The 23,138-nt window shown below is 46.5% G+C and carries 26 protein-coding genes and 1 pseudogene; 18 read left to right on the top strand and 9 right to left on the bottom strand.

Annotated elements, in window-relative coordinates; all coding sequences use genetic code 11:
* Window positions 1-106 precede the first annotated feature (106 nt).
* The 10 genes from dksA to AR383_RS16450 all read left to right on the top strand — a co-directional run bounded on the left by dksA (window position 107) and on the right by AR383_RS16450 (window position 8,209).
* Window positions 107-550, top strand: a complete 444-nt coding sequence (gene dksA, locus AR383_RS16495; protein ID WP_055734117.1) for an RNA polymerase-binding protein DksA — start codon at window positions 107-109, stop codon at window positions 548-550.
* A gap of 70 nt (window positions 551-620) precedes the next feature.
* On the top strand, window positions 621-1,493 hold the full coding sequence (gene gluQRS, locus AR383_RS16490; RefSeq protein WP_055734116.1) for a tRNA glutamyl-Q(34) synthetase GluQRS: 873 nt from the start codon (window positions 621-623) through the stop codon (window positions 1,491-1,493).
* Window positions 1,494-1,644: 151 nt separating this feature from the next.
* Window positions 1,645-2,958, top strand: coding sequence for a polynucleotide adenylyltransferase PcnB (gene pcnB, locus AR383_RS16485; protein WP_188407448.1), 1,314 nt, complete (start codon window positions 1,645-1,647; stop codon window positions 2,956-2,958).
* Window positions 2,955-3,455 carry a 2-amino-4-hydroxy-6-hydroxymethyldihydropteridine diphosphokinase gene (gene folK, locus AR383_RS16480; RefSeq protein WP_055734114.1) on the top strand — a complete coding sequence of 167 codons (501 nt, stop codon included), beginning with the start codon at window positions 2,955-2,957 and terminating at the stop codon, window positions 3,453-3,455. Before pcnB ends, folK begins: the two co-directional genes overlap by 4 nt.
* Before the next feature lie 55 nt (window positions 3,456-3,510).
* Window positions 3,511-4,305 carry a 3-methyl-2-oxobutanoate hydroxymethyltransferase gene (panB, locus tag AR383_RS16475; RefSeq protein ID WP_055734113.1) on the top strand — a complete coding sequence of 265 codons (795 nt, stop codon included), beginning with the start codon at window positions 3,511-3,513 and terminating at the stop codon, window positions 4,303-4,305.
* On the top strand, window positions 4,305-5,153 hold the full coding sequence (gene panC, locus AR383_RS16470) for a pantoate--beta-alanine ligase (protein WP_055734112.1): 849 nt from the start codon (window positions 4,305-4,307) through the stop codon (window positions 5,151-5,153). The genes panB and panC overlap by 1 nt, the downstream gene beginning before the upstream one ends.
* Window positions 5,154-5,179: 26 nt before the next feature.
* The gene (gene panD / locus AR383_RS16465; protein ID WP_055734111.1) at window positions 5,180-5,560 is read left to right on the top strand and encodes an aspartate 1-decarboxylase; all 381 of its coding nucleotides are present in this window, start codon (window positions 5,180-5,182) and stop codon (window positions 5,558-5,560) included.
* A 251-nt stretch (window positions 5,561-5,811) separates the two neighbouring features.
* Window positions 5,812-6,255, top strand: a complete 444-nt coding sequence (locus tag AR383_RS16460) for a hypothetical protein (protein ID WP_055734110.1) — start codon at window positions 5,812-5,814, stop codon at window positions 6,253-6,255.
* A gap of 24 nt (window positions 6,256-6,279) precedes the next feature.
* The gene (locus AR383_RS16455) at window positions 6,280-7,371 is read left to right on the top strand and encodes a methyl-accepting chemotaxis protein (protein ID WP_055734109.1); all 1,092 of its coding nucleotides are present in this window, start codon (window positions 6,280-6,282) and stop codon (window positions 7,369-7,371) included.
* Window position 7,372: 1 nt separating this feature from the next.
* Window positions 7,373-8,209 carry a nitrate- and nitrite sensing domain-containing protein gene (locus AR383_RS16450; protein WP_055734108.1) on the top strand — a complete coding sequence of 279 codons (837 nt, stop codon included), beginning with the start codon at window positions 7,373-7,375 and terminating at the stop codon, window positions 8,207-8,209.
* On the opposite strand, the gene trmB is transcribed toward AR383_RS16450, so the two are convergent.
* From trmB to hpt, 4 genes and pseudogenes are all read right to left on the bottom strand, one after another.
* Entirely contained in the window at window positions 8,199-8,864 is a 666-nt protein-coding gene (gene trmB, locus AR383_RS16445) for a tRNA (guanine(46)-N(7))-methyltransferase TrmB (RefSeq protein ID WP_055734107.1), read from the bottom strand. The genes AR383_RS16450 and trmB overlap by 11 nt on opposite strands.
* Window positions 8,864-9,636 (bottom strand): annotated as a pseudogene (locus tag AR383_RS16440) (ABC transporter permease). The gene trmB and the pseudogene AR383_RS16440 overlap by 1 nt, the downstream one beginning before the upstream one ends.
* A complete protein-coding gene (locus AR383_RS16435; RefSeq protein ID WP_188407441.1) occupies window positions 9,633-10,550 on the bottom strand; it encodes an ABC transporter ATP-binding protein in 918 nt (305 codons plus the stop codon). Before AR383_RS16435 ends, AR383_RS16440 begins: the two are co-directional and overlap by 4 nt.
* Window positions 10,551-10,608: 58 nt before the next feature.
* The gene (hpt, locus tag AR383_RS16430) at window positions 10,609-11,139 is read right to left on the bottom strand and encodes a hypoxanthine phosphoribosyltransferase (protein WP_055734105.1); all 531 of its coding nucleotides are present in this window, start codon (window positions 11,137-11,139) and stop codon (window positions 10,609-10,611) included.
* 287 nt (window positions 11,140-11,426) lie between these two features.
* On the opposite strand from hpt, the gene AR383_RS16425 reads away from it, so the two are divergent.
* Entirely contained in the window at window positions 11,427-12,044 is a 618-nt protein-coding gene (locus AR383_RS16425) for a TetR/AcrR family transcriptional regulator (RefSeq protein WP_055734104.1), read from the top strand.
* A gap of 46 nt (window positions 12,045-12,090) precedes the next feature.
* Here the strand turns inward: AR383_RS16425 and mpl are convergent, their stop codons facing one another.
* On the bottom strand, window positions 12,091-13,440 hold the full coding sequence (gene mpl / locus AR383_RS16420) for a UDP-N-acetylmuramate:L-alanyl-gamma-D-glutamyl-meso-diaminopimelate ligase (protein WP_055734103.1): 1,350 nt from the start codon (window positions 13,438-13,440) through the stop codon (window positions 12,091-12,093).
* Between the two features lie 92 nt (window positions 13,441-13,532).
* The gene (locus AR383_RS16415; RefSeq protein WP_055734102.1) at window positions 13,533-13,841 is read right to left on the bottom strand and encodes a hypothetical protein; all 309 of its coding nucleotides are present in this window, start codon (window positions 13,839-13,841) and stop codon (window positions 13,533-13,535) included.
* A gap of 47 nt (window positions 13,842-13,888) precedes the next feature.
* On the opposite strand from AR383_RS16415, the gene AR383_RS16410 reads away from it, so the two are divergent.
* The 5 genes from AR383_RS16410 to AR383_RS16390 all read left to right on the top strand — a co-directional run bounded on the left by AR383_RS16410 (window position 13,889) and on the right by AR383_RS16390 (window position 16,802).
* Window positions 13,889-14,128: a hypothetical protein gene (locus AR383_RS16410; RefSeq protein WP_055734101.1), complete on the top strand. Its 240-nt coding sequence runs from the start codon at window positions 13,889-13,891 to the stop codon at window positions 14,126-14,128.
* 91 nt (window positions 14,129-14,219) lie between these two features.
* Entirely contained in the window at window positions 14,220-15,125 is a 906-nt protein-coding gene (locus AR383_RS16405) for a hypothetical protein (RefSeq protein ID WP_157051772.1), read from the top strand.
* A 74-nt stretch (window positions 15,126-15,199) separates the two neighbouring features.
* Window positions 15,200-15,742 (top strand): YtfJ family protein, encoded by a 543-nt coding sequence (locus tag AR383_RS16400; RefSeq protein ID WP_055734099.1) that lies wholly within the window; start codon window positions 15,200-15,202, stop codon window positions 15,740-15,742.
* Between the two features lie 239 nt (window positions 15,743-15,981).
* Window positions 15,982-16,167, top strand: coding sequence for a hypothetical protein (locus tag AR383_RS21810; protein WP_055734098.1), 186 nt, complete (start codon window positions 15,982-15,984; stop codon window positions 16,165-16,167).
* Window positions 16,107-16,802, top strand: coding sequence for a TIGR03899 family protein (locus AR383_RS16390; protein ID WP_083481655.1), 696 nt, complete (start codon window positions 16,107-16,109; stop codon window positions 16,800-16,802). The genes AR383_RS21810 and AR383_RS16390 overlap by 61 nt, the downstream gene beginning before the upstream one ends.
* Window positions 16,803-16,845: 43 nt before the next feature.
* Here AR383_RS16390 and AR383_RS16385 read toward each other — a convergent pair whose 3' ends face one another.
* Genes AR383_RS16385 through AR383_RS16375 form a run of 3 tightly spaced genes read right to left on the bottom strand, consistent with a single transcriptional unit; the run spans window position 16,846 to window position 21,084 of the window.
* Complete coding sequence (locus AR383_RS16385; protein WP_055734096.1) at window positions 16,846-17,598, bottom strand: phosphoadenylyl-sulfate reductase; 753 nt, start codon at window positions 17,596-17,598, stop codon at window positions 16,846-16,848.
* Window positions 17,591-19,294 carry an assimilatory sulfite reductase (NADPH) hemoprotein subunit gene (gene cysI, locus AR383_RS16380; protein ID WP_055734095.1) on the bottom strand — a complete coding sequence of 568 codons (1,704 nt, stop codon included), beginning with the start codon at window positions 19,292-19,294 and terminating at the stop codon, window positions 17,591-17,593. Before cysI ends, AR383_RS16385 begins: the two co-directional genes overlap by 8 nt.
* Window positions 19,294-21,084 (bottom strand): assimilatory sulfite reductase (NADPH) flavoprotein subunit, encoded by a 1,791-nt coding sequence (locus AR383_RS16375; protein ID WP_055734094.1) that lies wholly within the window; start codon window positions 21,082-21,084, stop codon window positions 19,294-19,296. Before AR383_RS16375 ends, cysI begins: the two co-directional genes overlap by 1 nt.
* 189 nt (window positions 21,085-21,273) lie before the next feature.
* Between AR383_RS16375 and AR383_RS16370 the strand changes: the two genes are divergently transcribed.
* Together AR383_RS16370 and AR383_RS16365 are read left to right on the top strand one after the other, a co-directional pair.
* Window positions 21,274-22,398, top strand: a complete 1,125-nt coding sequence (locus tag AR383_RS16370; RefSeq protein ID WP_055734093.1) for a PDC sensor domain-containing protein — start codon at window positions 21,274-21,276, stop codon at window positions 22,396-22,398.
* Between the two features lie 10 nt (window positions 22,399-22,408).
* A complete protein-coding gene (locus tag AR383_RS16365; RefSeq protein ID WP_055734092.1) occupies window positions 22,409-23,095 on the top strand; it encodes a sensor histidine kinase in 687 nt (228 codons plus the stop codon).
* Window positions 23,096-23,138 lie beyond the last annotated feature (43 nt).

Below are 23,138 nucleotides of genomic sequence, written 5' to 3'. Positions count from 1 at the left end.
CAGCAATTCATTTGCGGTACGTTTGCCTTTCTGCTATAGATACCCGCCTAATTTACATCCTCGACTGTTTTATCGAAAAAAGTCGCACGGAATTTGGGAGAGAAGTATGCCAGACGGCAAAAAGAAAACACTAGGTGTGCTCTCTATCGCAGGGGTTGAACCGTATCAAGCTCAGCCTGGCGAAGAGTACATGAACGATGCTCAGTTAGACCACTTCCGCACTATTCTTGAAGCGTGGCGTAACCAACTTCGTGAAGAAGTTGACCGTACAGTAACGCACATGAAAGATGAAGCGGCTAATTTCCCTGATCCAGTGGACCGCGCAGCTCAAGAGGAAGAATTCAGCCTTGAACTTCGTACTCGCGACCGCGAACGCAAGCTGATCAAGAAAATTGAGAAGACCTTGTTAAAGCTTGATGAAGACTTCGGCTTCTGCGAGGCCTGCGGAGTAGAAATTGGGATCCGCCGCTTAGAGGCGCGCCCTACAGCTGATTTATGCATCGACTGTAAAACGCTAGCCGAAATTAAAGAGAAACAATTAGTCGGCTAAGCGAACTTACCAGCCAGCAGTTACCATTTGCCGTGGTAACTGCTTGGCTTGTTATTGTTAAGTATTCATCATGACAACTAAGCCCTACATAGGCCGCTTTGCCCCTTCCCCCTCAGGCCCTTTACACTTAGGCTCCTTAGTTGCCGCCCTCGGCAGTTATTTACAAGCCCGCTCCCAGCAAGGCCAATGGTTACTTCGAATTGAAGATATTGACCCGCCGCGCGAACAAGCTGGCGCCAGTGACTTAATTCAAAAGCAATTGGAACAGTTTGGCTTATATTGGGATGGCGAAGTACGCTACCAAAGTCAGCAGCTTAAGCGCTACCAAGAGCAAATTGAATATTGGCTAAGCCAACAACAAGCCTACTACTGCCAATGCACTCGTAAACAAATCAAAGCTTCTGGCGGCGTTTATCTTGGCCATTGTAGAAACAAACAGCTCAGTGGTGACGGTTTAGCGCTGCGTTTTGATAATCAGCAAGCGATTTACCACTTCCACGACCAAGTCTATGGCGAAGTACAACTGCCTGCCGCAGAAGCCGCAGAAGACTTCATCATTAAACGCCGCGATGGCCTGTATGCCTATAACTTGGCTGTCAGCTTAGATGATGCCGACCAAGGCATTACCGAGGTAGTGAGAGGAGCCGATCTGCTGTATACCACTGGTAAACAAATCGCTATTTTTCAACGCTTAGCCCTACCAGCACCAGCCTACTTGCATTTACCACTGGTACTCGACCAACACGGCAATAAGCTAAGCAAGCAAAACCATGCCCCTTCCATTTCGGGAAAACAAAATCAGCAACTATTGCTAAAAGCCTTGAATTATCTAGGGCAAGCCAACGAAAGCCAATGGATTGAGCTAAGCTGTGAGCAAATAGTAGACAAGGCTGTGGCGAATTGGCAGCTGGCAACACTGCCCAAAATCTCGTTAAACAGCTAGTGAATAAGTTGTATTTCTTGCTAAAAAAGCTATATTAGCGCCTTATTTTTCACCATCTAGGTATAGTGCGCTCAAGGGGGCAACCATTTTACGTAAACTGGCCAAGGTATATAAACGGATCATCAAGCCGAATAGCAAGCAAGCAGTGACTATAGAGCAACAAGTGATTCCGCGTGCCGAGCACAATATTTCACGTCAAGACATTAGCGAAAATGCCCTTAAGGTTTTATACCGTCTACACAAGTCCGGTTATCAAGCCTACTTGGTAGGTGGTGGTGTTCGCGACTTACTTTTGGGCAAACAGCCAAAAGACTTCGATATCGCCACCAATGCCACCCCTGAGCAAATCAAGGCCTTATTCCGAAATTGCCGCCTAGTGGGCCGCCGCTTTCGTCTTGCCCATATTCTATTTGGTCGAGAGATTATCGAAGTGGCTACCTTCCGTGGTCACCACGATAGTGAGCAAGCCAATACCGATTCTAAACGCAGTGACGAAGGCATGCTATTACGTGATAACGTCTATGGCAGCATCGAAGAAGATGCCGAACGCCGCGACTTCACAGTAAATGCACTGTATTACAACATCGCCGATTTCTCGGTAGTCGACTTTGCTGGCGGCATTGGCGACATTGCCGAGCGACGCTTACAACTGATCGGTGACCCAGAAACCCGTTACCGCGAAGATCCGGTACGGATGCTCAGAGCAGTGCGCTTTGCAGTCAAATTAGATTTCGATATCGCGCCAGAAAGCCTTGCGCCGATTGCCGAATACGGTCATTTATTAAAAGACATACCTGCAGCGCGTTTGTTTGAAGAAAGCCTTAAGCTGCTGTTAAGTGGCGAAGGTAAAGAAACCTTCAAGATGCTGGCGCAAACCCAGTTACTCTACCCCTTATTCCCCTTATTGAAGCCTTTGCTCCAACAATGGGATGAAGATGCTCCCGAACTACGCTTTATCTTAATGGCGCTGGCTAGCACCGATAAACGAGTTCGCGGTGAGCAAAAAGTGACTCCGGCCTTCATCTTTGCCGCGTTACTATGGCCGCTGCTGGAAATCAAAAAAGATGAGCTATTAATCGAGCTGTCATTGGGTGAACATGATGCCATGGCTATGGCCATGAACTGGGTACTAAGTGAACAATGTAAGAGTATCGCAATACCTAAACGCTTCACGACTGGGGTTAGAGAGATTTGGCAGTTGCAGTCTCGACTGGACCGCCGTTTTGGCAAACGCGCCTTCCAAACCTTTAGCCATCCACGCTTTAGAGCAGCCTTTGACTTCTTGGAATTGCGGGCCAAGGCTAGCCAAGATACACAACTAGGCGAGCTGGCTCAATGGTGGCAACAATGGCAACGCAGTAACGAACAAGGGCGTAACAGCATGGTTCGTGAGCTCAACAAAAGCGCGGGGCGCAACAATAAGCGCCGTCGTCGTAAACCTAAAAAGCCTTCTAACGAATCATGAGCCATTGTTTTCTCGCACTAGGTAGCAACTTAGTCGAACCACTTCAACAGGCAATAGCGGCGAGACAAACCCTTGCCGCCAGCCAGCAAATTAACTTGCTGGCTGCGTCATCGCTCTACCGCAGTCGCCCCATGGGTCCACAAGATCAACCCGACTACCTTAACGCGGTATTACATATTAGCACCGAGTTATCTCCCTTAGAGCTACTCGATTTCACTCAAGATATCGAACAGCAACAAGGCCGCGTTCGTAAACAGCAACGCTGGGGGCCTAGAACCTTAGATCTTGATATTCTGCTTTACGACCAGGAAGTGATCGATACACCTCGGCTAAGCATTCCACACTATGGAATGAAGCAACGAGAGTTTGTATTATTACCGCTCGCTGAAATTGCCGCAGATTTGTGCTTACCCGATGGAAGTTCGGTGGCACAACTAGCAGAATCTATCGATAATAACGGATTAGAAATTTTCAAACGCCCTCAAGATTGGGCTTGATGAGCATATTCACTAGATAATTTACTTCCAGATGCGAAGTAAACGGTAACCAACTATGAGCAGAATTACAGTTTCTCAACTACAAAAATTCAAGCAAAACAACGAGAAATTTTCCTGTATCACCGCCTATGACGCCAGCTTTGCCGCTTTATTTGATGAGCTTGGCATGCACTTGTTGCTGATCGGTGACTCCTTGGGCATGGTATTACAGGGACACAACGATACCCTAGCCGTCACCATTGACGACATCGCCTACCATACTCGCTGTGTGGCTCGAGGCACCAACAAAGCCATGATCGTAGCCGACATGCCGTTTATGTCTTATGCCACTCCAGAACAAAGTTACCAAAACGCCGCTCAGCTGATGCAAGCTGGCGCGCAAATGGTCAAATTGGAAGGTGGTGAATGGCTAAGCCCTACCATTAAGGGCTTGGTAGAGCGCGGCGTACCCGTTTGTGGCCACCTAGGGCTAACTCCTCAATCGGTTCACCTATTTGGTGGTTATAAAGTGCAAGGGCGCGGTGAGCAACAAGCGCAGCAAATGATTGATCACGCTAAAGCCTTAGAAGCCGCGGGCATCCAACTGTTAGTTGTAGAGTGTGTTCCCACTCAGCTGGCCAAGCAAATTACCGAGGCCTTAAGCATACCAGTGATTGGCATTGGCGCGGGCAATGTCACCGATGGCCAAATTTTAGTAATGCATGATGCCTTTGGTATCAGCAAGGGACACATCCCTAAGTTTTCTAAGAATTTCTTAGCCGAAACAGGGGATATTCGCAGTGCAATCAGCCTTTATCTCAATCAAGTCGCCTCGGGTGAATTCCCAGGTGAAGCTCAGAGTTTCAACTAATGCTTAATGTTTTCGAGCAGCCAGAGCAATTACGCGATGCCTTAAAGGCGGTGCGTCAACAAGGCCTTAAACTGGGCTTTGTCCCAACCATGGGCAACTTGCATCAAGGGCATATTGCCCTAGTTAAAGAGGCGCAGCGCCATTGTGACCGTGTGGTGGTATCGATTTTTGTCAACCCTCTGCAATTTAATAACAGCAGCGATCTAGACTCTTACCCGCGTACCCTAGAGCAAGACTTACAAGCCTTGACCGAGGCCGGTGCCGACTTCGCCTTTGTACCCAGCGCCGCCGTGCTCTATCCCAACGGCTTAGCCGAACAAACCAAAGTTAAGGTCCCCGGACTATCCGACATACTAGAAGGCGAATTACGCCCCGGCCATTTTGAAGGTGTCGCCACGGTAGTCTGTAAGCTATTCAACTTGGTTCAGCCGGATCTGGCAGTATTTGGCGAAAAAGACTTCCAGCAGTTGGCGCTAATCCGCAAGATGACTAAAGACCTATTGCTACCAATAGAGATCCGTGGGCTGGCCACTGTTAGAGAAACTGACGGCTTAGCCATGAGTTCACGCAATAACCGCTTAAGCCCAGAGCAACGTGAGAAGGCCCCTATATTGGCGCAACAGATGCACCAGCTGGCAGAACAGCTAAAGCTTAATAACATCACGCAATTGGTGGAACAGACCAAGCAGCAATTAGAGCAACACGGTTTTATTTGCGACGGCATCGACGTGGTTGATGCCGCTAGCTTAACTCCATTATCTGCGCAATCTCGTCATGCAGTGATTCTTATGGCCGCATTTTTAGGTGAGGTAAGGCTTATCGATAACTGCGTAGTAAGCGTTAACTAGTTCATTTTTATAAAGAGAGGATCTCGATGCAAACCACCATGCTAAAAGGCAAGCTTCATCAGGCTCGTGTTACCCACGCCGAACTCAATTACGAAGGCTCTTGCGCTATTGACCAAGATATTTTGGATCAAGCAGGTATTCTCGAGTATGAGAAAATCGATATATATAACATTGAGAATGGTGAACGTTTCTCAACTTATGCGATTTCTGGAGAGCGTGGCTCAAAAATCATCTCAGTTAACGGTGCTGCGGCGCGGCGTGCAGCAGTAGGCGACCGAGTAATTATCTGTGCTTATGTTGCCATGGATAACGAACAGGCAAAAAGTCATAAGCCATCTTTAGTTTATCTTAATGAAAACAATGACATTGTAAGAACCAGTAAAGATATTCCGGTGCAATTGGCCTAGCACCAAAATAGAGCAAGCCCATAGCGGGCGCACCAGTTACGTGCGCGCCCGCTAATTCCTCAGCTAAGACTGCCTGATAAAACCCTGAAAGATTAAAGCAGGGATCGATAAAAACAGATATTTCACCAACTTATCTCACAAATATAGATACAAACACCGTTACCACCGCCACTGGACAAACGCTTGGTTTGTTTTTTGCTGTAATACCAGTAGAACAAAGTTAATCGCGCAGGAGAACCTTGGTGCTAAATATGAGCCTAATATTGGGCAGCTTGTTGATATTGCTTTTAGTCCTCATTGCCTTTCAGCTGTCGGCCCAGAACCGGGCCGATAAACGACAGTTTTTAGCTCGAAAGCGACTCTTTGAAGCACTGAATAAAGCGATCCGCCAGCATTGGCGTCTTCAGGTTCAATACCTCAGCGATCCATTCTTTCCCCCCACTTTACTGGACCGCGCCAAAGAGCAAGTTGATGACATTATTCTAAAACTGCAAACTCAGCAAAATTACCGCGTTTGTGCTCAATTAGAGGCTTTAATTCAACATTGGCAAAACCTAAATCACAGCCAAGAGTTCAATGAAACTCGTCTCCACCACCAGAAAATCATTGTCTTGGGCGAACTGCTAGCGCAACGTTCTTTTACCCCAACATCGCCAAAGGGTACGGTCTTTGCTTTATTACTCAATAAGCACTAAGACTAACTTTACCAAGGAGTGCAGATGCGAAGCGCTGCCACTATTTTTTACAGCTTGCTGCTGGGCTATATCATTTTAATTGCTTTAAGCATTGTAAACAGTTATCCCCAAGCCCATCTGAGCAGTCTGTTATTGATTGGCTTAAGTATTATTCTCGCTCTCGCTAACCAAAGTATTCTTCAGCTATTGATTAAGCAGGTCAATCAGCCCAATCAGTTGCATGAAAAAGGCCTAGCCAGTTACTTATTTCAAGATCTTCGCCAGCAACAATTAGAGCAAGTGACCGAACAAGCTAGGCAAGTGGCCCTGCAACAAGACGCGCTCAATGAAATTAACCACTGTTCTAAAGAGCTAAGCCAACAGGCTCAATTAGTGGCTTCAAGCGCAATACAACAAGCCGATAGCAGCCAAGCATCGGCCAGTGCCATTGTCGAAATGAGTGAGAGTATTAAGGATGTGGCAGAGCAGGTAAAACGAGTAGCAGAAAGCAGCTTCGAAGCGAGGCGCTTTTCGGAACTAGGCCAAGAAGCGGCAATGGATGCCCAACAAAATAGCGAAAAAATGGTGGTTCAGGGTGAACAAAGCCTTAATCGAGTTACCCAACTGCATCAGAAATCCCATGCGGTTAGTAATATTTCTAAGGCCATTGAAGCGATTGCTGAACAAACTAACCTTCTTGCCTTGAATGCCTCAATAGAGGCTGCACGTGCCGGAGAGCATGGTCGGGGCTTTGCCATTGTTGCCGATGAAGTCAAAGCATTGGCAATGCGCAGCCGCGACTCAGCCAATCAAATCAGCCAAAGCATGCAAGACATCATGAGTAATATTGATGAGGTGTTAGCCGATATTACCGAGCTAAGCTCACAAGCCGAGGCCATTCAGCACAAGGTAGAACACTCGCGCCAACAGTTAACCAAGATTTATGCTAAAAACCAAGAGTTACAAGTACAAACGGAGATTATCGCCAGTAACAGTGAACAGCAACACGCCGCCACGATAGAACTATCGCAGCATATTAACCAAGTCGCTGACGCAGCTCGTAACAATACCAACAGCGCCGAACAAAGTGCCTACATTGCTAAACATCTCAACGTGTTAAGCCAACAAGGAGCTTAAAATGAATACCATTTTGCTTATCTCTGCTGGTGTGCTCAGCCTGATTGTTTTATCAAGCTTGCTGTCTTGGACTCTAGGTCGCCACCGCCTGAAACAGCGTTATGCCGGCTTAAACACCTTAAAACAACTGAAAAATCTGATTGTATCCTTGCAAAAGCACCGCGGGCTTAGCTCAGCCATGCTCAACGGTGATAAGCAACAAGCCCCAGCACTGCAGCAGCAACAGCAAGATATTAAAAGCTACAGTCTAGAGCTAGAAAACGAGGCCTTTGTTAGTGCTCAATCGCGCTGGGATAGCTTCGTTCAGCACTGGGCAAAGCTGCAACACAGTTGGAAAGACAACAACTTGGAAAACAACATTGCTCAGCACAGCCTAATGATTAAGAACTTACTGTTTTTGTCTCAGGATCTGGCCGAGTACTACAGCCTATCGTCACTCAGCAAACAGTATAAGAATATTGATTTTTTATGGTATGAATTACTGGAAACTGCCGAGTCCATTGGCCAAGTGCGCGCCTTAGGTAGTGGCTTAGCCGCTGCGCAACAAAGCACCAGTGTGGAGCGCATACGCTTAGCCTTTTTACATAACAAAATTGGTCAAATAGATGCCCAATCGCTGAATCATTTTGCCCACAGTTTCATTCCTGAAAAACCCACTTACCAAGGTTTGCTTGAAGAGCTATTAATCACCATAGAGCAAGAGCTAATTAACAAACCCCAGCCAACAATTCCGGTAAATGAGTATTTTCAACAGGCCACTAAGGTATTAGAAGGGCTCTACCAGCTATTTGATGCCGGCATCGCCCATTTAGAGGCGCAACAAAACGCTAAGCACTAAGCTGACTGCGTAATTGCCACAAGGCTTGCGCACTGTTTTGATATTTGCGCTCAAAGGCCGTAATAGGCTGCTCGGTTTGGTAAGCATTTAGCTGACTTTGAAAGCCCGCTAGCTGCAAAGCAACTTGAAACTCTTCTAAATAAGTTTTCCAATTGCTACGCAACTCTAACTGGCCCCCCAGTTTAAGGATGAAGGGGAATACCGCACTACCATGCCAACGACGCTGTAAATGACGTGACTTTGGCCAGGGGTTTGGATAAAGAATATAGTGATGACTAAGCTGCCAGCCAGCTTCAACGGCCAAGCGCCAAAAGTCATTTAAGTCAACTTGCAGCAACAGGTAGTTTTGCCCTAACTGGTCAAAGTGCGCCTGATGTTTGGTTAAACGATGGGCCGACTTATCCATGCCCACCACCAAGGCATCGGGATGCAATTGCGCCAAAGCAGCAGTGCTAAGGCCGGTTCCACAACAAGAATCAAATATCAACGGACGATTAGCCGCCTCCACTTGCTTTTCAAGTTTCAAGAACGCGTCTAGCGTATGCTGCTGATAAGGCTTTAGAAAGGGCTGCTCTAGATGGCGTAATACCACCTTATCTAAGTTTTCATGCAGCCCCTCTTGATTGGAGCTAACACTACGAGAGTTACCTTGCATTATGCTCTTAATCCGTAACCACGTTTAATCAATATATAGGCCCAAGTATACAACACCACAATGGAACCAATAATCATGCTAAAAGACAGCCACAAAGAGACGTCGGTGATCCCCAAAAAGCCAAAGCGAAAAGCATTCACCATATAAACGATTGGGTTGATCTGTGACACGCCTTGCCAAAAACCAGGCAGCAAACTGATCGAATAAAATACCCCGCCCAAATAGGTTAGGGGCGTAAGAATAAAGGTGGGAATAATACTGATATCATCGAAACTATTCGCATAAATGGCGTTAATTAGACCACCTAGGGCAAACAGTACCGAGGTTAATATCACCGTAAGCACAATGGCGCTCACACTATGCAGCTGCAGTGGCACAAAAAACAGTGATACCGCAGTAACAATACTGCCTACACACAAACCTCGAGCGACACCGCCCCCACAAAGCCCCAAATAATGATGTAATTGGGTACTGGCGCCACCAATAATTCTTCAATGTTGCGCTGAAACTTACAACTGTAAAACGACGAGGCCACATTGGAGTACGAGTTAGTAATGATAGACATCATAATCAAACCCGGAACGATGAACTCCATGTAACTATAACCACCCATCTGACCGATTCTCGAGCCAATTAGATTACCAAAAATCACAAAGTACAAACTCATGGTAATGGCAGGCGGCACTAAGGTTTGCACCCAGATACGTCCAAAGCGAATGATTTCTTTAGTTAGAATACTTTTTAACGCGGTGCCGTATAAAGCGAACTTCATGCTTGTCTCCCTTGCGCCACTAAACTCACAAACAACTCTTCTAAGCGATTGGCCTTATTGCGCATACTTTGCACCTCGATACCCGCTTCATCTAAAGCGCGAAAAACAGCATTTAAACCTTGGCTTTTTTCTACGTCCACTTCTAGCGTATGCTCATCAACCCGGCGACTTTCAAAGCCCGCCAAAGCGAAATTAGCCGGCAATTGTTCGATATCGAAAATAAAAGTCTCTAGGTTAAGCTTCGATAGTAGGCGCTTCATCGAGGTATGTTCGACCAACTCACCCTTGTCGATGATGCCAATATTGCGACATAGCATTTCCGCTTCTTCCAGATAGTGAGTGGTAAGAATGATGGTAATGCCCTGAGCATTTAACTGTTTAAGAAACAACCACATTGAACGGCGCAGTTCAATATCAACACCGGCGGTAGGTTCATCCAAAATCAACAGCTTGGGTTCATGCATTAGTGCTCGCGCGAGCATCAGCCGACGCTTCATGCCACCCGACAGCTCGCGTGCCCGTGCATTACGTTTTTCCCAAAGATCGAGTTGAGATAAATATTTCTCGGCTCGCTGAATTGCCAGTGAGCGCGGCACACCATAGTAGCCCGCCTGATTGACAACAATTTGCAGCACTGTTTCAAACTGGTTGAAATTAAACTCTTGAGGAACCAAGCCAACATAAGACTTGGCCTCTTCTAGCTCAGTATCGATATCGTGGCCAAAGATTTTCACCGTTCCAGCGGACTTATTGACTAACGAAGTGATCACCCCGATAGAAGTCGACTTGCCTGCACCATTAGGCCCAAGCAGAGCAAAAAAATCACCTTGCTCAACTACCAAGTCAAAACCTTTGACCGCCTGCACCCCGCCGGGGTAAGTCTTTTTCAAACCCTGAATTGCTAACGCCTGCATAATGCCAACTTAAATTGAAGAATAAAAAAAAGGCCCCTTAGGGCCTGATGAAGAACCGTTAGTCTAACGGTATCACTTTCCCTACGTAAGGTAGATTGCGATAGTATTGGTCAAAATCAAGCCCGTAACCAATAACAAATTCATCGGGGATGGTAAAACCCACCCAATCGACTGGCACATCAACCTCGCGTCGCGAAGGTTTATCGAGTAAAGTACAGATACTCACGCTGTGTGGTTCACGCAATGCCAGCATGTCACGCACCTTGCTCAGGGTATTGCCGGTATCAATAATGTCTTCCACGATGATCACATCGCAGTCTTTGATATCATCATCCAAATCTTTTAATACACGAACGTCGCGGGTACTCACCATGCTACTACCGTAGCTCGATACCGTCATAAAATCTAAAGTGAGTTTACGGTCGATCTGGCGAGCTAAATCAGACAAAAAGATACATGAACCGCGTAATAGGCCGATGAGCACCAGTTTACGGTCAGAGGAGAATTTAGAGTTGATTTCTTTCCCTATTGCTTCGACACGTTGAGCTATCTCCTGCTCACTGATCATTTCTTCTACGCGATGTTTCATAATACGAACCTATTGACTGGCTGAGTACTCAGCAAAAACTTATCTAACACGAATATAAGCAGAATAAAAAAAACACAATAAATATCAAAAAATTAACAACTAAACCTGTAGTTACTTATATCAATAACTATTAATTAGCTTATAAATACACTATGATTTAGTCGAAGGTATTCAAATTTTAGCGGCTCTCTTAAACTGAGCGGCACATTTTAGATGATTTTTGTCCAAAATGGTAAACAAGAAATACCTCATAAAAAAAATGAATAACAAACGCGAGAACAAAAACTATGCAAACTAGCACTCTAAGGCGCCGTACTCGGCTGTCGCCGGAAGTCCGCCGTAAACAACTTATGCAATGTGCCATTGAAATTTTTGCCCGTCGAGGTATTGGTCGTGCTGGTCACGCCGAAATCGCCGAATTGGCAAATGTCTCTGTGGCCACAGTGTTTAACTACTTCAATACCCGCGAAGACCTTGTCGATGCCGTTCTATCAGAAGTTGAGCAAACCATGTTGGGCTTGGTTGCACAAACCTATCCTAGCGATGAGAATGCGCTAACTGCTGTACAGCAGCATTTATCTGGCTTGGTTGAATTGGCTTACAGTAATTCTGATGTGATTCACATCTGGTTAGAGTGGAGCTCTTCGGTTCGCGAAGACGTATGGCCACGTTTTAGTGCGGTGATGGCTAAAATTAACCAGCAAATTGGCGACAGCATTCAAGCTGGATTCGACAACAACGAAATCACCAGCGCACTTAATGCTCTGCAAGCAGCTCAAGCGATTAACGCCGGTTTGTACCTAGCGGTACAAATGATTAATCGACCTGACAGCCCAGAGCGTCAAGAGGTGGTAGATTTCTTGAATGACTTCGTACTATCGCTGTTACGACCACCCGGTCAGTAAGCAATAAGTAGGGCCCTTGGGGGCCCTTTTTTATAGGCACACCTAGTTAAGACTGAAGCAAAGCCTTTAATTTAGCGTGTATTCCTTCAAATCCGCCATTGCTCATCACTAAGATTTGATCGCCATCGCTCATCGTGTTCGCCACCACTTGAACTATCTCATCGATATTGCTCAGCACTTGAGCTTGGGCGAGTTGTGCCGCAGTATTGGCTATGTACTGATTCTTGGGATCGGGCTGATAGAGCAATACGCTATCCGCTTGTTGAAGACTTTCGGCTAAATTCTGCTGGTGCACGCCCATCTTCATAGTATTAGAGCGCGCCTCCAAAATGGCAATAATGCGCTTTGAACCCACTTGAGCACGTAGCCCAGCGAGGGTGCTACGAATAGCACTTGGATGATGAGCAAAATCATCAAACAGCCTTATTCCGCCACGCTCTGCCAATAGTTCCAAACGCCGTTTGGGTGGCTTAAATTTCTCTAGACTACTTATTGCCAAGCTGGGTAATACCCCCACATGCCTAGCAGCAGCAATCGCCATTAGCGCATTTTCGGCATTATGTTGGCCGATTAACGACCAATTTAAGACGCCCTGCTCAGCCCCATCTAATAGAATTTTCAAACAACTAAAGTCACTTGCTAGGGCCTGCCATTGCCAATTCTTGCCCTCTCCAGTTTGCTCTAGTTCCGACCAACAGCCTAGATTAAGCACCTGCTGAATGGCTGAATTATCGCTAGGTGTAATCACGCGGCCAGTGCTGGGAACGATACGCAGTAAATGATGAAACTGCTTTTCTATCGCGGCTAAGTTATCGAAGATATCGGCATGATCAAACTCTAGGTTGTTGATCACTAAGGTTCGCGGTTGATAATGTACAAACTTTGAGCGCTTATCAAAAAAAGCACTGTCATACTCATCGGCTTCCACCACAAAAAATGGGCTAGCACCTAAGCGAGCTGAACCAGTAAAATTACGCGGAACCCCACCAATTAAATAGCCCGGTTGCATTCCGTTATCTTCTAAAATCCAAGCCAACATGCTGGCGGTAGTGGTTTTACCATGAGTACCAGCAACCGCTAGAACCCAGCGCTCGGCCAATATGTAATTCTTCAACCATTCCGGCCCAGAACAGTATTTCAGCCCCTTATCTAAAACATATTCAACACAGGGATTCCCGCGACTCATAGCATTGCCCACCACCACTAAATCAGGAGCCGGTTGCAATTGAGAAGGGTCATAACCTTGGATTAGTTCAATACCTAAAGACTCGAGCTGGGTGCTCATTGGCGGATAAACATTTAAATCACTGCCGGTGACTCGCATGCCCGACTCCTTGGCTAACATCGCCAAGCCGCCCATAAAGGTGCCACAAATACCTAAAATATGAATATGCATAAAATACTGAGTGTTAGAGACTAAAAACCAAGGTTTAGAATAACACTTATTCGTCACCAGTTTTGCAGTCCGTCGCAATTTATCGCTGAAGATTATTGCGGAGGAATCTCAATATACAACTGTTGCTGCTGATAACGGTAAGGGCGATACCAAGTTAACCCACACTGATAATCACCTTGCGGGCTAAAAATGCAGCCTAAGGGAAGGGTACTTAACCAGCGCAATTGGGCCTGGTCACGTAAACGTTGTTGCCAAATTTGTTGCTGCAACAATTCTTGTTTTAAAGCAAAAATATCTACTTTATTTTCATCAGAGCTCTTCTGCACAATAATCTGCCCTGCACTGGCTACCGCCAAGGGCAGAGCGAAGCAGAACAGAAGGTAAATGAGTCGACGCCACATAAGTTTTTCATCTACAATTAAATTTTTTAAAGTTTAGGTTATTCCTCATGATTAAGCATCTTGTTGTTGCCCTTTTCTCAGCGCTATTAATCGCCTGTAGTCAAAGCCCTGAAACGATGTTGCAAGCCGACGGACTTTGCCAAGAACCACGCCCTGAAGTTTGTACCATGCAGTACGACCCCGTTTGTGCCGAAGTCTCCGGAGAATTAGTGGAGTACGGTAACGCTTGCTCAGCCTGTGGCGACCCGGCGGTTAGCTCTTACCAAATCGGCACCTGCCCAAACTAACACCAAGTTAACAAAATACTCGCAAACTTAACAAAACAGCCAATCGGTGCTATTTAGTTAATAGATAGCAAATAAGCACTGAGAGGCTTTTATGTTAAGAATCGTTGCGTTCTATCTGCTAGTCTTTAGTGCCTGTGCATCGGCGACTCAACTCGACAGAATAGTGCCCAATCAAGCTGCCATGAGCGCCGAGTGGCACTGGCAAACACCTCAGGGCAAATACCAACAACTGATATTGCAATTTTCTGAGCAGCAACTAACTCAGTCTAAAGTAGAAACTTTTCGGCTCAACTACAGCTTAAGCTATCCTTCTCAGGCAATTAGTGCCTACCTAAGCCCTCGGCTGCAACATGCTGTAAATATGATCAACCAATACATCGATGAGCCAGAGCAGCGGGTAGACGACATACTGACAACCTTAAGTAGCCAAAATAATAGCCCCTCTTCTCAGTTGCTTTGGGAAGCCTACCAACAATACACCCGTGATGCTTTTCGTCACCTCGGCTTACTGCCCTGTATTCACCCGCGAGGTGCTCAATACCCTTGCGTTCGCCCCAACTACTCACAGCTGTTTTATCGTAATCGCCAGCGGATTAACGGTTTGAGCGAGTTCTTTAAGCAACAGGACGTCAACCTAGCCTTAGCAGAAGTCCAGGCTTGGTTGCTGACCATTCCGCAGAAGCAAGAGAACATTATTGGCTTTAGCTCCCCCATCGACGTCTTAACCGACAACCTAGCAGACAGTGACGAGCGCGCGCTATTACTGGCCATTGTGTTCAGCAAACTGGCGCCCGATCATCCGCTGTATATGGTCTACCCCGCCAGCAGTATAGGCAGTGCCTCACCAGCTTGGCTTACGGTTGATGCCAGCAGTGGTATAGAAGGGCCCACGGTAATGATCGACAACCGCGCCCATACCTTAGTGTCTGGCTCCGTGGAGTTAATAAAAGAGATGTTGCTCGCAGATGTGCAAATGATCAGCGACGCGCTCTATTAACATTTGTTTAAAATTTGTTATAAATGTTTTACACAGGTCTGACCTGAGTAACGACGCCACAAAAGGAAGCCAATGTGAAACATTTATTCATTTTACTTAGTTTTTTGCCAGCCTGGGCGATGGCCCTAACTATACAACCGGGCCAGCCCTTGCCTCAGGTTGAAATTCGCCAAGCTGGGGAGTTAGAACTCAACAATAACGAGATCACTTACCAGCCTTGGAGTAGCCAAGAGCTGAGCGGTAAGGTGAGGCTAATCCATGCGATAGCAGGTAGAAGCAGCGCCAAAAAGCTTAATGCCGCAATGATAGAAGCGGTGAAACAAGCCAAATTCGCTGAACAATCCTATCAAACCATTACCGTAGTTAATTTAGACGATGCCATGTTTGGCACCTCAGGCTTGGTGAAGAGTAAGTTAAAGAAAAACAAGCAACAATTTCCTCACGCCAGCTTTGTTCTAGATGAAACCGGCGCTCTGTTTAAGCAATGGCAGCTTAAAAACAAGTCGTCAGCGATCATTTTGCTTGATGCCAAAGGAAAGGTGCTTTTTGCCAAGGAAGGAGAATTGCAGACAGATGAGATTAAGCAGGTGCTTGCATTAATTAAAGAAAATATCTAAACAAACAGGCGTAAGCGATTACGCCTACTCGAACATAAGCATTAAAATCAGCAAAGTAAGCACATATACGCTTATCAATACCGCCAATATTTTATGTTGTCTGGTCCACAAGCTAAGATTTTTTAACACTGCGACCTCCCAATAAACCAATTAACCTAAATTTAACACTTTTAACAACGATTGCAAACTTGCTTTATCGCTAAATTCTCAGTAAAACAATGGCTAGCGAGGAGCCCCCAATGTCAAACAAACCATTTATTGAGAATAAAAGCAGCCAAGTGGAAAACAGTAAATTGCAGCTAGCCAAATTAGCCAAGCAACGTGGCTTGGATGCTAGGCTACAAAGTACTAAGCCTACTTCAACTTGGTCTCAGCGGGCTCAAGCCAGAGCCGTTGTCGAAAAAGCCACTCAACAAAAAATTTAGAGAATATTTTTTATTACGCCTCGCAGAAAACCAGCGAGCAAGATGTAGGCAGCGAGCCCGATGCCGATTGGATGACTGAATTCTTAAACCTTGCCTGCCAGACTCAAGTAAAAACTATGCAAATGCTTTGGGCCGACATCCTCAGCCAAGAATTGGCCACCCACGGGAGCTTTTCGGTGAAAGCCTTGCGCACCTTAACCCTAATGACTCAACGCGAAGCGAGCTGGTTCCAATTAGCCTGTCAATTAAGTTCTATTATTGGCGGCGAAAACAATCACAAACTCGTGACAGGAGTACTTCGCCCAGCCAGTAACTTAGGGCTAGTAAGAGCGCGCTGGGACAAAATCAGTTTGGGCCAGCACCGTATGCCCTACAACCACATTCTGCAATTGATTGAGCTGGGCTTAATATTTGATAGAGAGCTAGAGATCAGCCCTTCGGTTCATCATGATACTAGCTTGGTTCACGGCCAAAGCCATTACAGCCTGCGTCCTCGTTTAAAGGGCTGTAAACTGCTGTATTACCGCTTCACACCGATTGGTGACGAGTTAGCCAAGCTAATCGAATCCGATGTTCTGAGCTCTTATCAGGAGCATCTTGAACAACTGCTGCACAAGCACTTTTCGCCGCAATAAAAAACGCGGCCCTTAGCCGCGTTTTTTCTAAACATAAATAAGCTTAAATACCACTACCAGCGACTTCTTCGTGTAAGCCACATTCACGCTTCAAACCAAAGAAACGGGTATCTTCTTCGCTCATTCCAGCTTGCAAAGGTTGCGATGTTTGTACGTCGCCTACCGACACATAACCCTGTTCCCACAGCGGATGATATGGCAGGTTATGCTCTTTGAGGTAGTAATGAACGTCTTTGTTGCTCCAATCAATGATCGGTAAAACTTTAAAGGCACCATTTTGCACTTGTAATACCGGTAACTCAGAGCGAGTCGAAGACTGGCTTCTACGCAAGCCCGAGAACCAAGTTTGCACTTCTAGCTCTTTAAAGGCGCGCTGCATCGGCTCAACCTTGTTGAGGGTATTGTATTGCTTAAGCCCTTCTACCCCTTGCTCCCACAACTTACCAAAACGCGCTTCTTGCCAAGCATTCGACAGCTTCGACTGGTAGACCTTCAAATTTAAACCCAAGCGCGCCGTCAATTCGTCGATGAAGCGGTAGGTTTCTGGAAATAAATAACCGGTATCGGTCAATATCACTGGAATATCCGGTTTAATTTGGGTCAGCATGTGCAAACTCACCGCAGCTTGAATACCAAAGCTAGAGGTTAATACCACTTGCTGGGGTAAATGGGCCAAAGCCCATTCCGCTCGCTGCTGGGCACTCAAGCTTTCAAGCTCTTGGTTCACCTCAGCTAACTCAGCTAACCTTGCTTCTACCGGCAAGGCCGCTAACTGCTCTAAATCAAAGCTAATCATGAAAATCCCTAGCGCTTACTTTTACTTCAGCGACAATACCGACACGAATGACAAAATCACCAAATGCCTCATCTTGTTCACGCTCTTTAGACCAGCGCGCAATTAAGCCATCTAGCTCTGATAAAATCTGTTGTTCACTGATCCCTTCTAAATAAAGTTTAGGGATACGCGTTCCATTTTGATTACCACCTAGGTAGAGGTTGTATTTACCGGGACCTTTACCCACCAAGCCCGCCTCGGCCAACATCGCGCGGCCACAGCCATTAGGGCAACCGGTAACACGCAAGATGATATGTTGTTCACTCATCTCATGCTTGGCTAGTAATTGCTCTACCTCTGTTACCAAACCTGGTAAGTAGCGCTCGGCCTCAGCCATCGCTAATGGACAAGTTGGAAAAGCCACACAAGCCATCGAGTTTAAGCGCTGTGGGCTATGGCTATCATCAATTAAGCCATGTTCGCGAGCTAGCTGCTCAATTTTGGCTTTATCTTGCGCAGCCACACCCGCCACTATCAAGTTTTGGTTGGCAGTCATGCGAAAATCACCTTGATGAATTTCGGCAATTTTCGCCACTCCAGTTTTAAGGGCTTTACCAGGGTAATCTAATAGACGACCATTTTCGATAAACAAGGTTAAGTGATACTTACCGTCGATGCCTTCAACCCAGCCAATCCGGTCGCCGCGAGAAGTAAACTCGTAGGCTCGGCTTGGCTCAAAGCTAATGCCGGCACGTTTTTCCACTTCTTGCTTAAAGGTGTCGATGCCGACACGATCCAAGGTGTACTTAGTTTTGGCATTTTTACGATTGACTCGGTTACCCCAATCACGTTGCGTGGTCACTACCGCTGCCGCCACATCTAAGGTTTTCTCAAGCGGAATAAAGCCAAAGTCGTCGGCGCGACGAGGATAGGTCGACTTATCACCGTGAGTCATGGCTAGACCACCGCCCACCAGCACATTAAAGCCCACCAATTTCCCCTCTTCAGCAATCGCCACGAAGTTAAGATCGTTCGCGTGCACATCAATATCGTTGTGCGGGGGGATCACTACCGTGGTTTTAAACTTACGAGGTAGATAGTTGGAACCTAGAATAGGCTCCTCATCACCGCCTTCAATTTTTTCACCGTCTAACCAAATCTCGGCATAAGCGCGAGTCTTAGGTAATAGATGCTCACTGATCTTAGTCGCCCATTGGTAAGCTTCTTGGTGTAGCTCAGACTCAACAGGGTTACTGGTACACAGCACATTGCGGTTCACATCACCCGCCGTAGCAATCGAGTCTATGCCAATGCTGTTCAGCGTTTGGTGCATTAACTTGATATTGGGCTTTAATACACCGTGAAACTGAAAGGTTTGACGGGTGGTTAAGCGAATACTGCCGTACATAGTATGTTCGGCGGCAAATTTATCAATCGCCAGCCATTGCTTGGGCTGAATAATCCCGCCAGGCATCCGCGCACGTAACATCACGTTATGTAAGGGCTCCAGCTTTTGCTTGGCCCGCTCGGCACGAATGTCACGGTCATCTTGTTGATACATACCGTGAAAACGGATCAACTGAAAGTTATCAGCGCTAAAGCCACCGGTAATACGGTCTTTTAAATCTTCCTCAATGGTACCTCGTAGGAAGTTACTTTCTCGCTTTAGGCGTTCATTATCTGACAACTGGCCTTCGACAATTAACTTAGAACTCATTAGTAAACATCCTTCTGGTAACGCTTAGCACTGCGTAACTGTTTTAAATACTCTTCTGCTTGATCGGGGCTTTGTTTACCCTGTTCAACGATAATTTCAATCAAGGCCTGATGCACGTCTTTAGCCATGCGATTAGCGTCACCACATATGTATAGGTGCGCCCCTTCTTCCAACCATTGGTAGACTTCAGCCGCATTTTCTTTGAGGCGATCTTGTACATAGATCTTTTCCGCTTGGTCGCGAGAAAACGCCACATCTAATTTGGTTAATAAGCCCGACTTCAAGTAGCCTTGCCACTCAGTTTGGTAGAGGAAATCTTGGGTGAAGGTTTGATCACCGAAGAAGAGCCAGTTTTTACCTTCGGCATCGCTGGCATCACGCTGCTGCATAAAGGCACGGAACGGCGCAATACCGGTGCCAGGGCCAATCATAATCACTGGTGTATCGGGATTGCTTGGTAGACGGAAGTTATCGTTATGTTCAACGAACACCTTCACGCTCGCACCTTCTTCAGCGCGAGCGCCCAAGAAACCAGAGGCGCCGCCTAAGCGCTGCTCGTCACCCTGTTGGTAGCGCACCACACCCACCGTTAAATGCACTTCTTCTTCAACTTCAGCCTGAGCAGATGCAATTGAATACAAGCGCGGAGTCAGCTTGCGCAGCGCATCCACAAAATCTTGCGCCGCCACCTTGGCTTTTTTCTCTAATAAAACATCAATAACCTGATGGTTGGCCGCGTATTCTCTGAGCTTATCTTTATCGGCAACTATCGCCTGCAGCTTTTTGCTGCCTGACCACTGCGCCCAAGCTTGTACGAAGCTGGCACTGGTTTGAGTAAGCTCAAGCTTTTCAACCAAGGCGTCTAACAAACTCAGAGGCTGTTCATCAACCAGTACTGACTCATCTTCTGACAAACCAAGGCGAGCAATAATTTGGCTGGCTAGCTCACGGTCATTTTCAAACCAAACTCCTAAGGCATCACCGGCTTGGTATTGAATCCCCGATTCGCCTAAGTCAATTTCAACGTGGCGAACATCTTTCGCTGAATCACGTCCGGTAATCTTCTGGCTAACGCTTAAAGATGCAGCATAAGGATTCTTTTTATTATATTGGCTGCTAGCGCTTCCAGCCACAGGCAAGCTGACCACTGAGGCACTTGGCGCGTTGACTAAAGTTTGCTGAATTTCGCTTAAAGCGAGCTCAGTCCAATCGGCTGCAGCCTTGTCGTAGTCAACATCACAATCAACCCGTTCACATACTCGCTGCGCACCTAATTCAGCTAGGCGCTGGTCAAAATCTTTACCGGTTTGGCAGAAAAATTCATAACTGGAATCGCCCAAAGCCAACACGCTGTAATGCAATTTATCCAGTTTAGGGGCTTTCTTAGAAAACAAGAATTCATGGAACTCAATAGCATCATCGGGTGGCTCGCCCTCACCATTGGTACTGGCAACGATCAACAGATGAGTTTCATTTTTCAAACTCTTGGCTTTGTAATCAGCCACATTGACCAGCTCAGCATTAATATCCTTAGCCACCGCCGCACTGTGCAATTCTTCAGCAACACCTTTGGCATTGCCAGTTTGCGAAGCGTAAACAATGGTTAGCTTGGCCGCAGCTTGCGCTTGGGCCTGCGGCGCTTGTATACCCGCCGTTTGACCAATGCCCGCAAGATAGCCACTGACCCAGGCAAGTTGAGTAACCGACAGCTCAGCCGTTGCCTGTTGTAACAGTTGTACCTGTTGCTCAGACAATGGGCTAGCCAATGACGAAAGTTCCTTTAACAGCATTTTATCGCACCCTAGATTCGTAATTGCTGCTAGTCTAACCAAGCCCTAGCCAAGACAATAAAGAATAAAACGGGATTCTTTATAACCTTAGGTAATATAAGGAAGCTAGCGCCCCGATTTAGCGCCCCAAAATCGGACTATGTGACTAATCCGCCAGCAAGATTTCGATTTCTCTTATAAGCTGGTTTTATGGAAAAAGTTGACTTAACTGCGATGGAACAGCGCTTTAAAATCGGTATTCCCCCGGGGCATAAGGCTCTACTGGGTCTATGTTGGTTAATCCTAATGTTATTGGCAGGAGTCAGCGCTCAATACCAAGCGAAACAACAACAGAAACAGCGCCTACTTGGCGAGAGCCAACGTTTACAACGCAGTATTCAACATGAATTAGACCGTTTTCGTAATTTCCCCAAGGTACTAGCCTTTCAGCAACAAATCGTGGAGCCTCTGCGACTCAACCTAAGCCTTCAACGCCGTCAACAGCTCAACCTTTATTTACAAGAGATCAACCAACGTCAAGGTAGCGATGTCAGCTATCTACTAGATATAAATGGCACCACCATTGCTTCCAGCAACTGGCAAAGCCCACGCTCCTTCGTTGGCAGTAACTACAGCTATCGCCCTTATTTTCAAACCGCCATCCTAGGTAAGTACGGCCAATACTTTGCCCTTGGTTTGCACTCAGGGATACGAGGTTACTACTTTTCTGCTCCGGTGTTTGATGAGCAAAAAGTGATCGGCGTAGTGGTGGTGAAAGTGGCATTAAATATTATTGAAAGAAGCTGGCGCGATCCGCACTTTGAGTACCTGCTCACCGATAAACACGGGGTGGTTTTTTATGCTTCACAAAACCATTGGCTATACCACAGTATCCGCCCCATGGCCGAGTCTCTGCGCCAACAAATTATTAACTCTCGCCAATATGGCGAGCATCAGTTAGCCAACATCGCTCAGCGCAAAAATAACGACGGCATTGCGTTACCCAACTATCGCGGTGACTTAAACAATTACATTAGCATCCACCGAGTACTGCCTACTGCAGGCTGGCACTTGTATGCGCTATCGCCACAAAGTTCTTATAGCAGCGAGCTTGGCGAGGCCTTGCTAATGTGTTCGCTGCTCTATTGGGGCTTGGTTCTGCTTTACTTGTATTGGCGACAATTGCAAACCAGTCGTCAGTTACAAGCTCAAGCAAATCAGCTCTTAGAAGGCCGAGTCCAGCAGCGTACCGCCGAATTAACGCGAGCGAACAGGCAACTTCAGCAAGCTCTGGACGATGACCAGCGCACCGCTCAGACCTTAAAAAAAAACTGAAGATGAATTGGTGCAGGCGGCTAAATTAGCTACCTTAGGAGAGCTTTCTGCAGGGATCAATCATGAGCTTAACCAACCGCTCACCGTACTGCGTAACTACGCTGAAAATGCCTTGCGCTTTCAACAACAGCAACAGCACCAACAGCTAAGCAGCAATCTTCAGGAGATCCTCAAGCTCAGTAGCAAGATAAGTAAGATGATCGCCAAGTTTAAGATTTTCTCGCGCAAATCCAGCGGTCAAAGCCAAGTGCTTAGCAGTTCCAGCGCAATTAACGCGGCACTGTCCATTTTGGCCAATCGCATCGTCGCCAATAATATTAAAATTGAGTTCTCTGGTCAGGACGAGCAGTGGGTGAAGGTTGACCCTATTCACCTAGAGCAGGTGTTAATTAACCTGCTCAACAACGCCATCGACGCCCTAGAACAACAACCGCAACCGCGTTTGGGGATCAGTCAATTCCAGCAAGATGATTGGCAATGCATCGCTATTTGGGACAATGGCCCAGAGCTCGGCGAAGAGCAACTACAACGTATATTTGAACCCTTCTACACCACCAAAAAACAAGGTTTAGGCCTAGGAATGGCGATATCAAAACGTTTAATTGAATCCTTTGGTGGAGAAATAACCGTTAGCAATAAAGCAGATTTGGAGCCGGAGTTTGTGATCCGCCTGCCCCAAGCCCAATCGCCCGAATAATTGTGAAGAGGCCAAGGTGGATAAACAGGGAATTCTTATCGAT

It is taken from the genome of Agarivorans gilvus (assembly GCF_001420915.1).
GTDB classification, from domain to species: Bacteria; Pseudomonadota; Gammaproteobacteria; order Enterobacterales; family Celerinatantimonadaceae; genus Agarivorans; species Agarivorans gilvus.
Note: the sequence above shows the minus strand (reverse complement) of the source record. Positions and strands in the feature narration are given on the sequence as shown.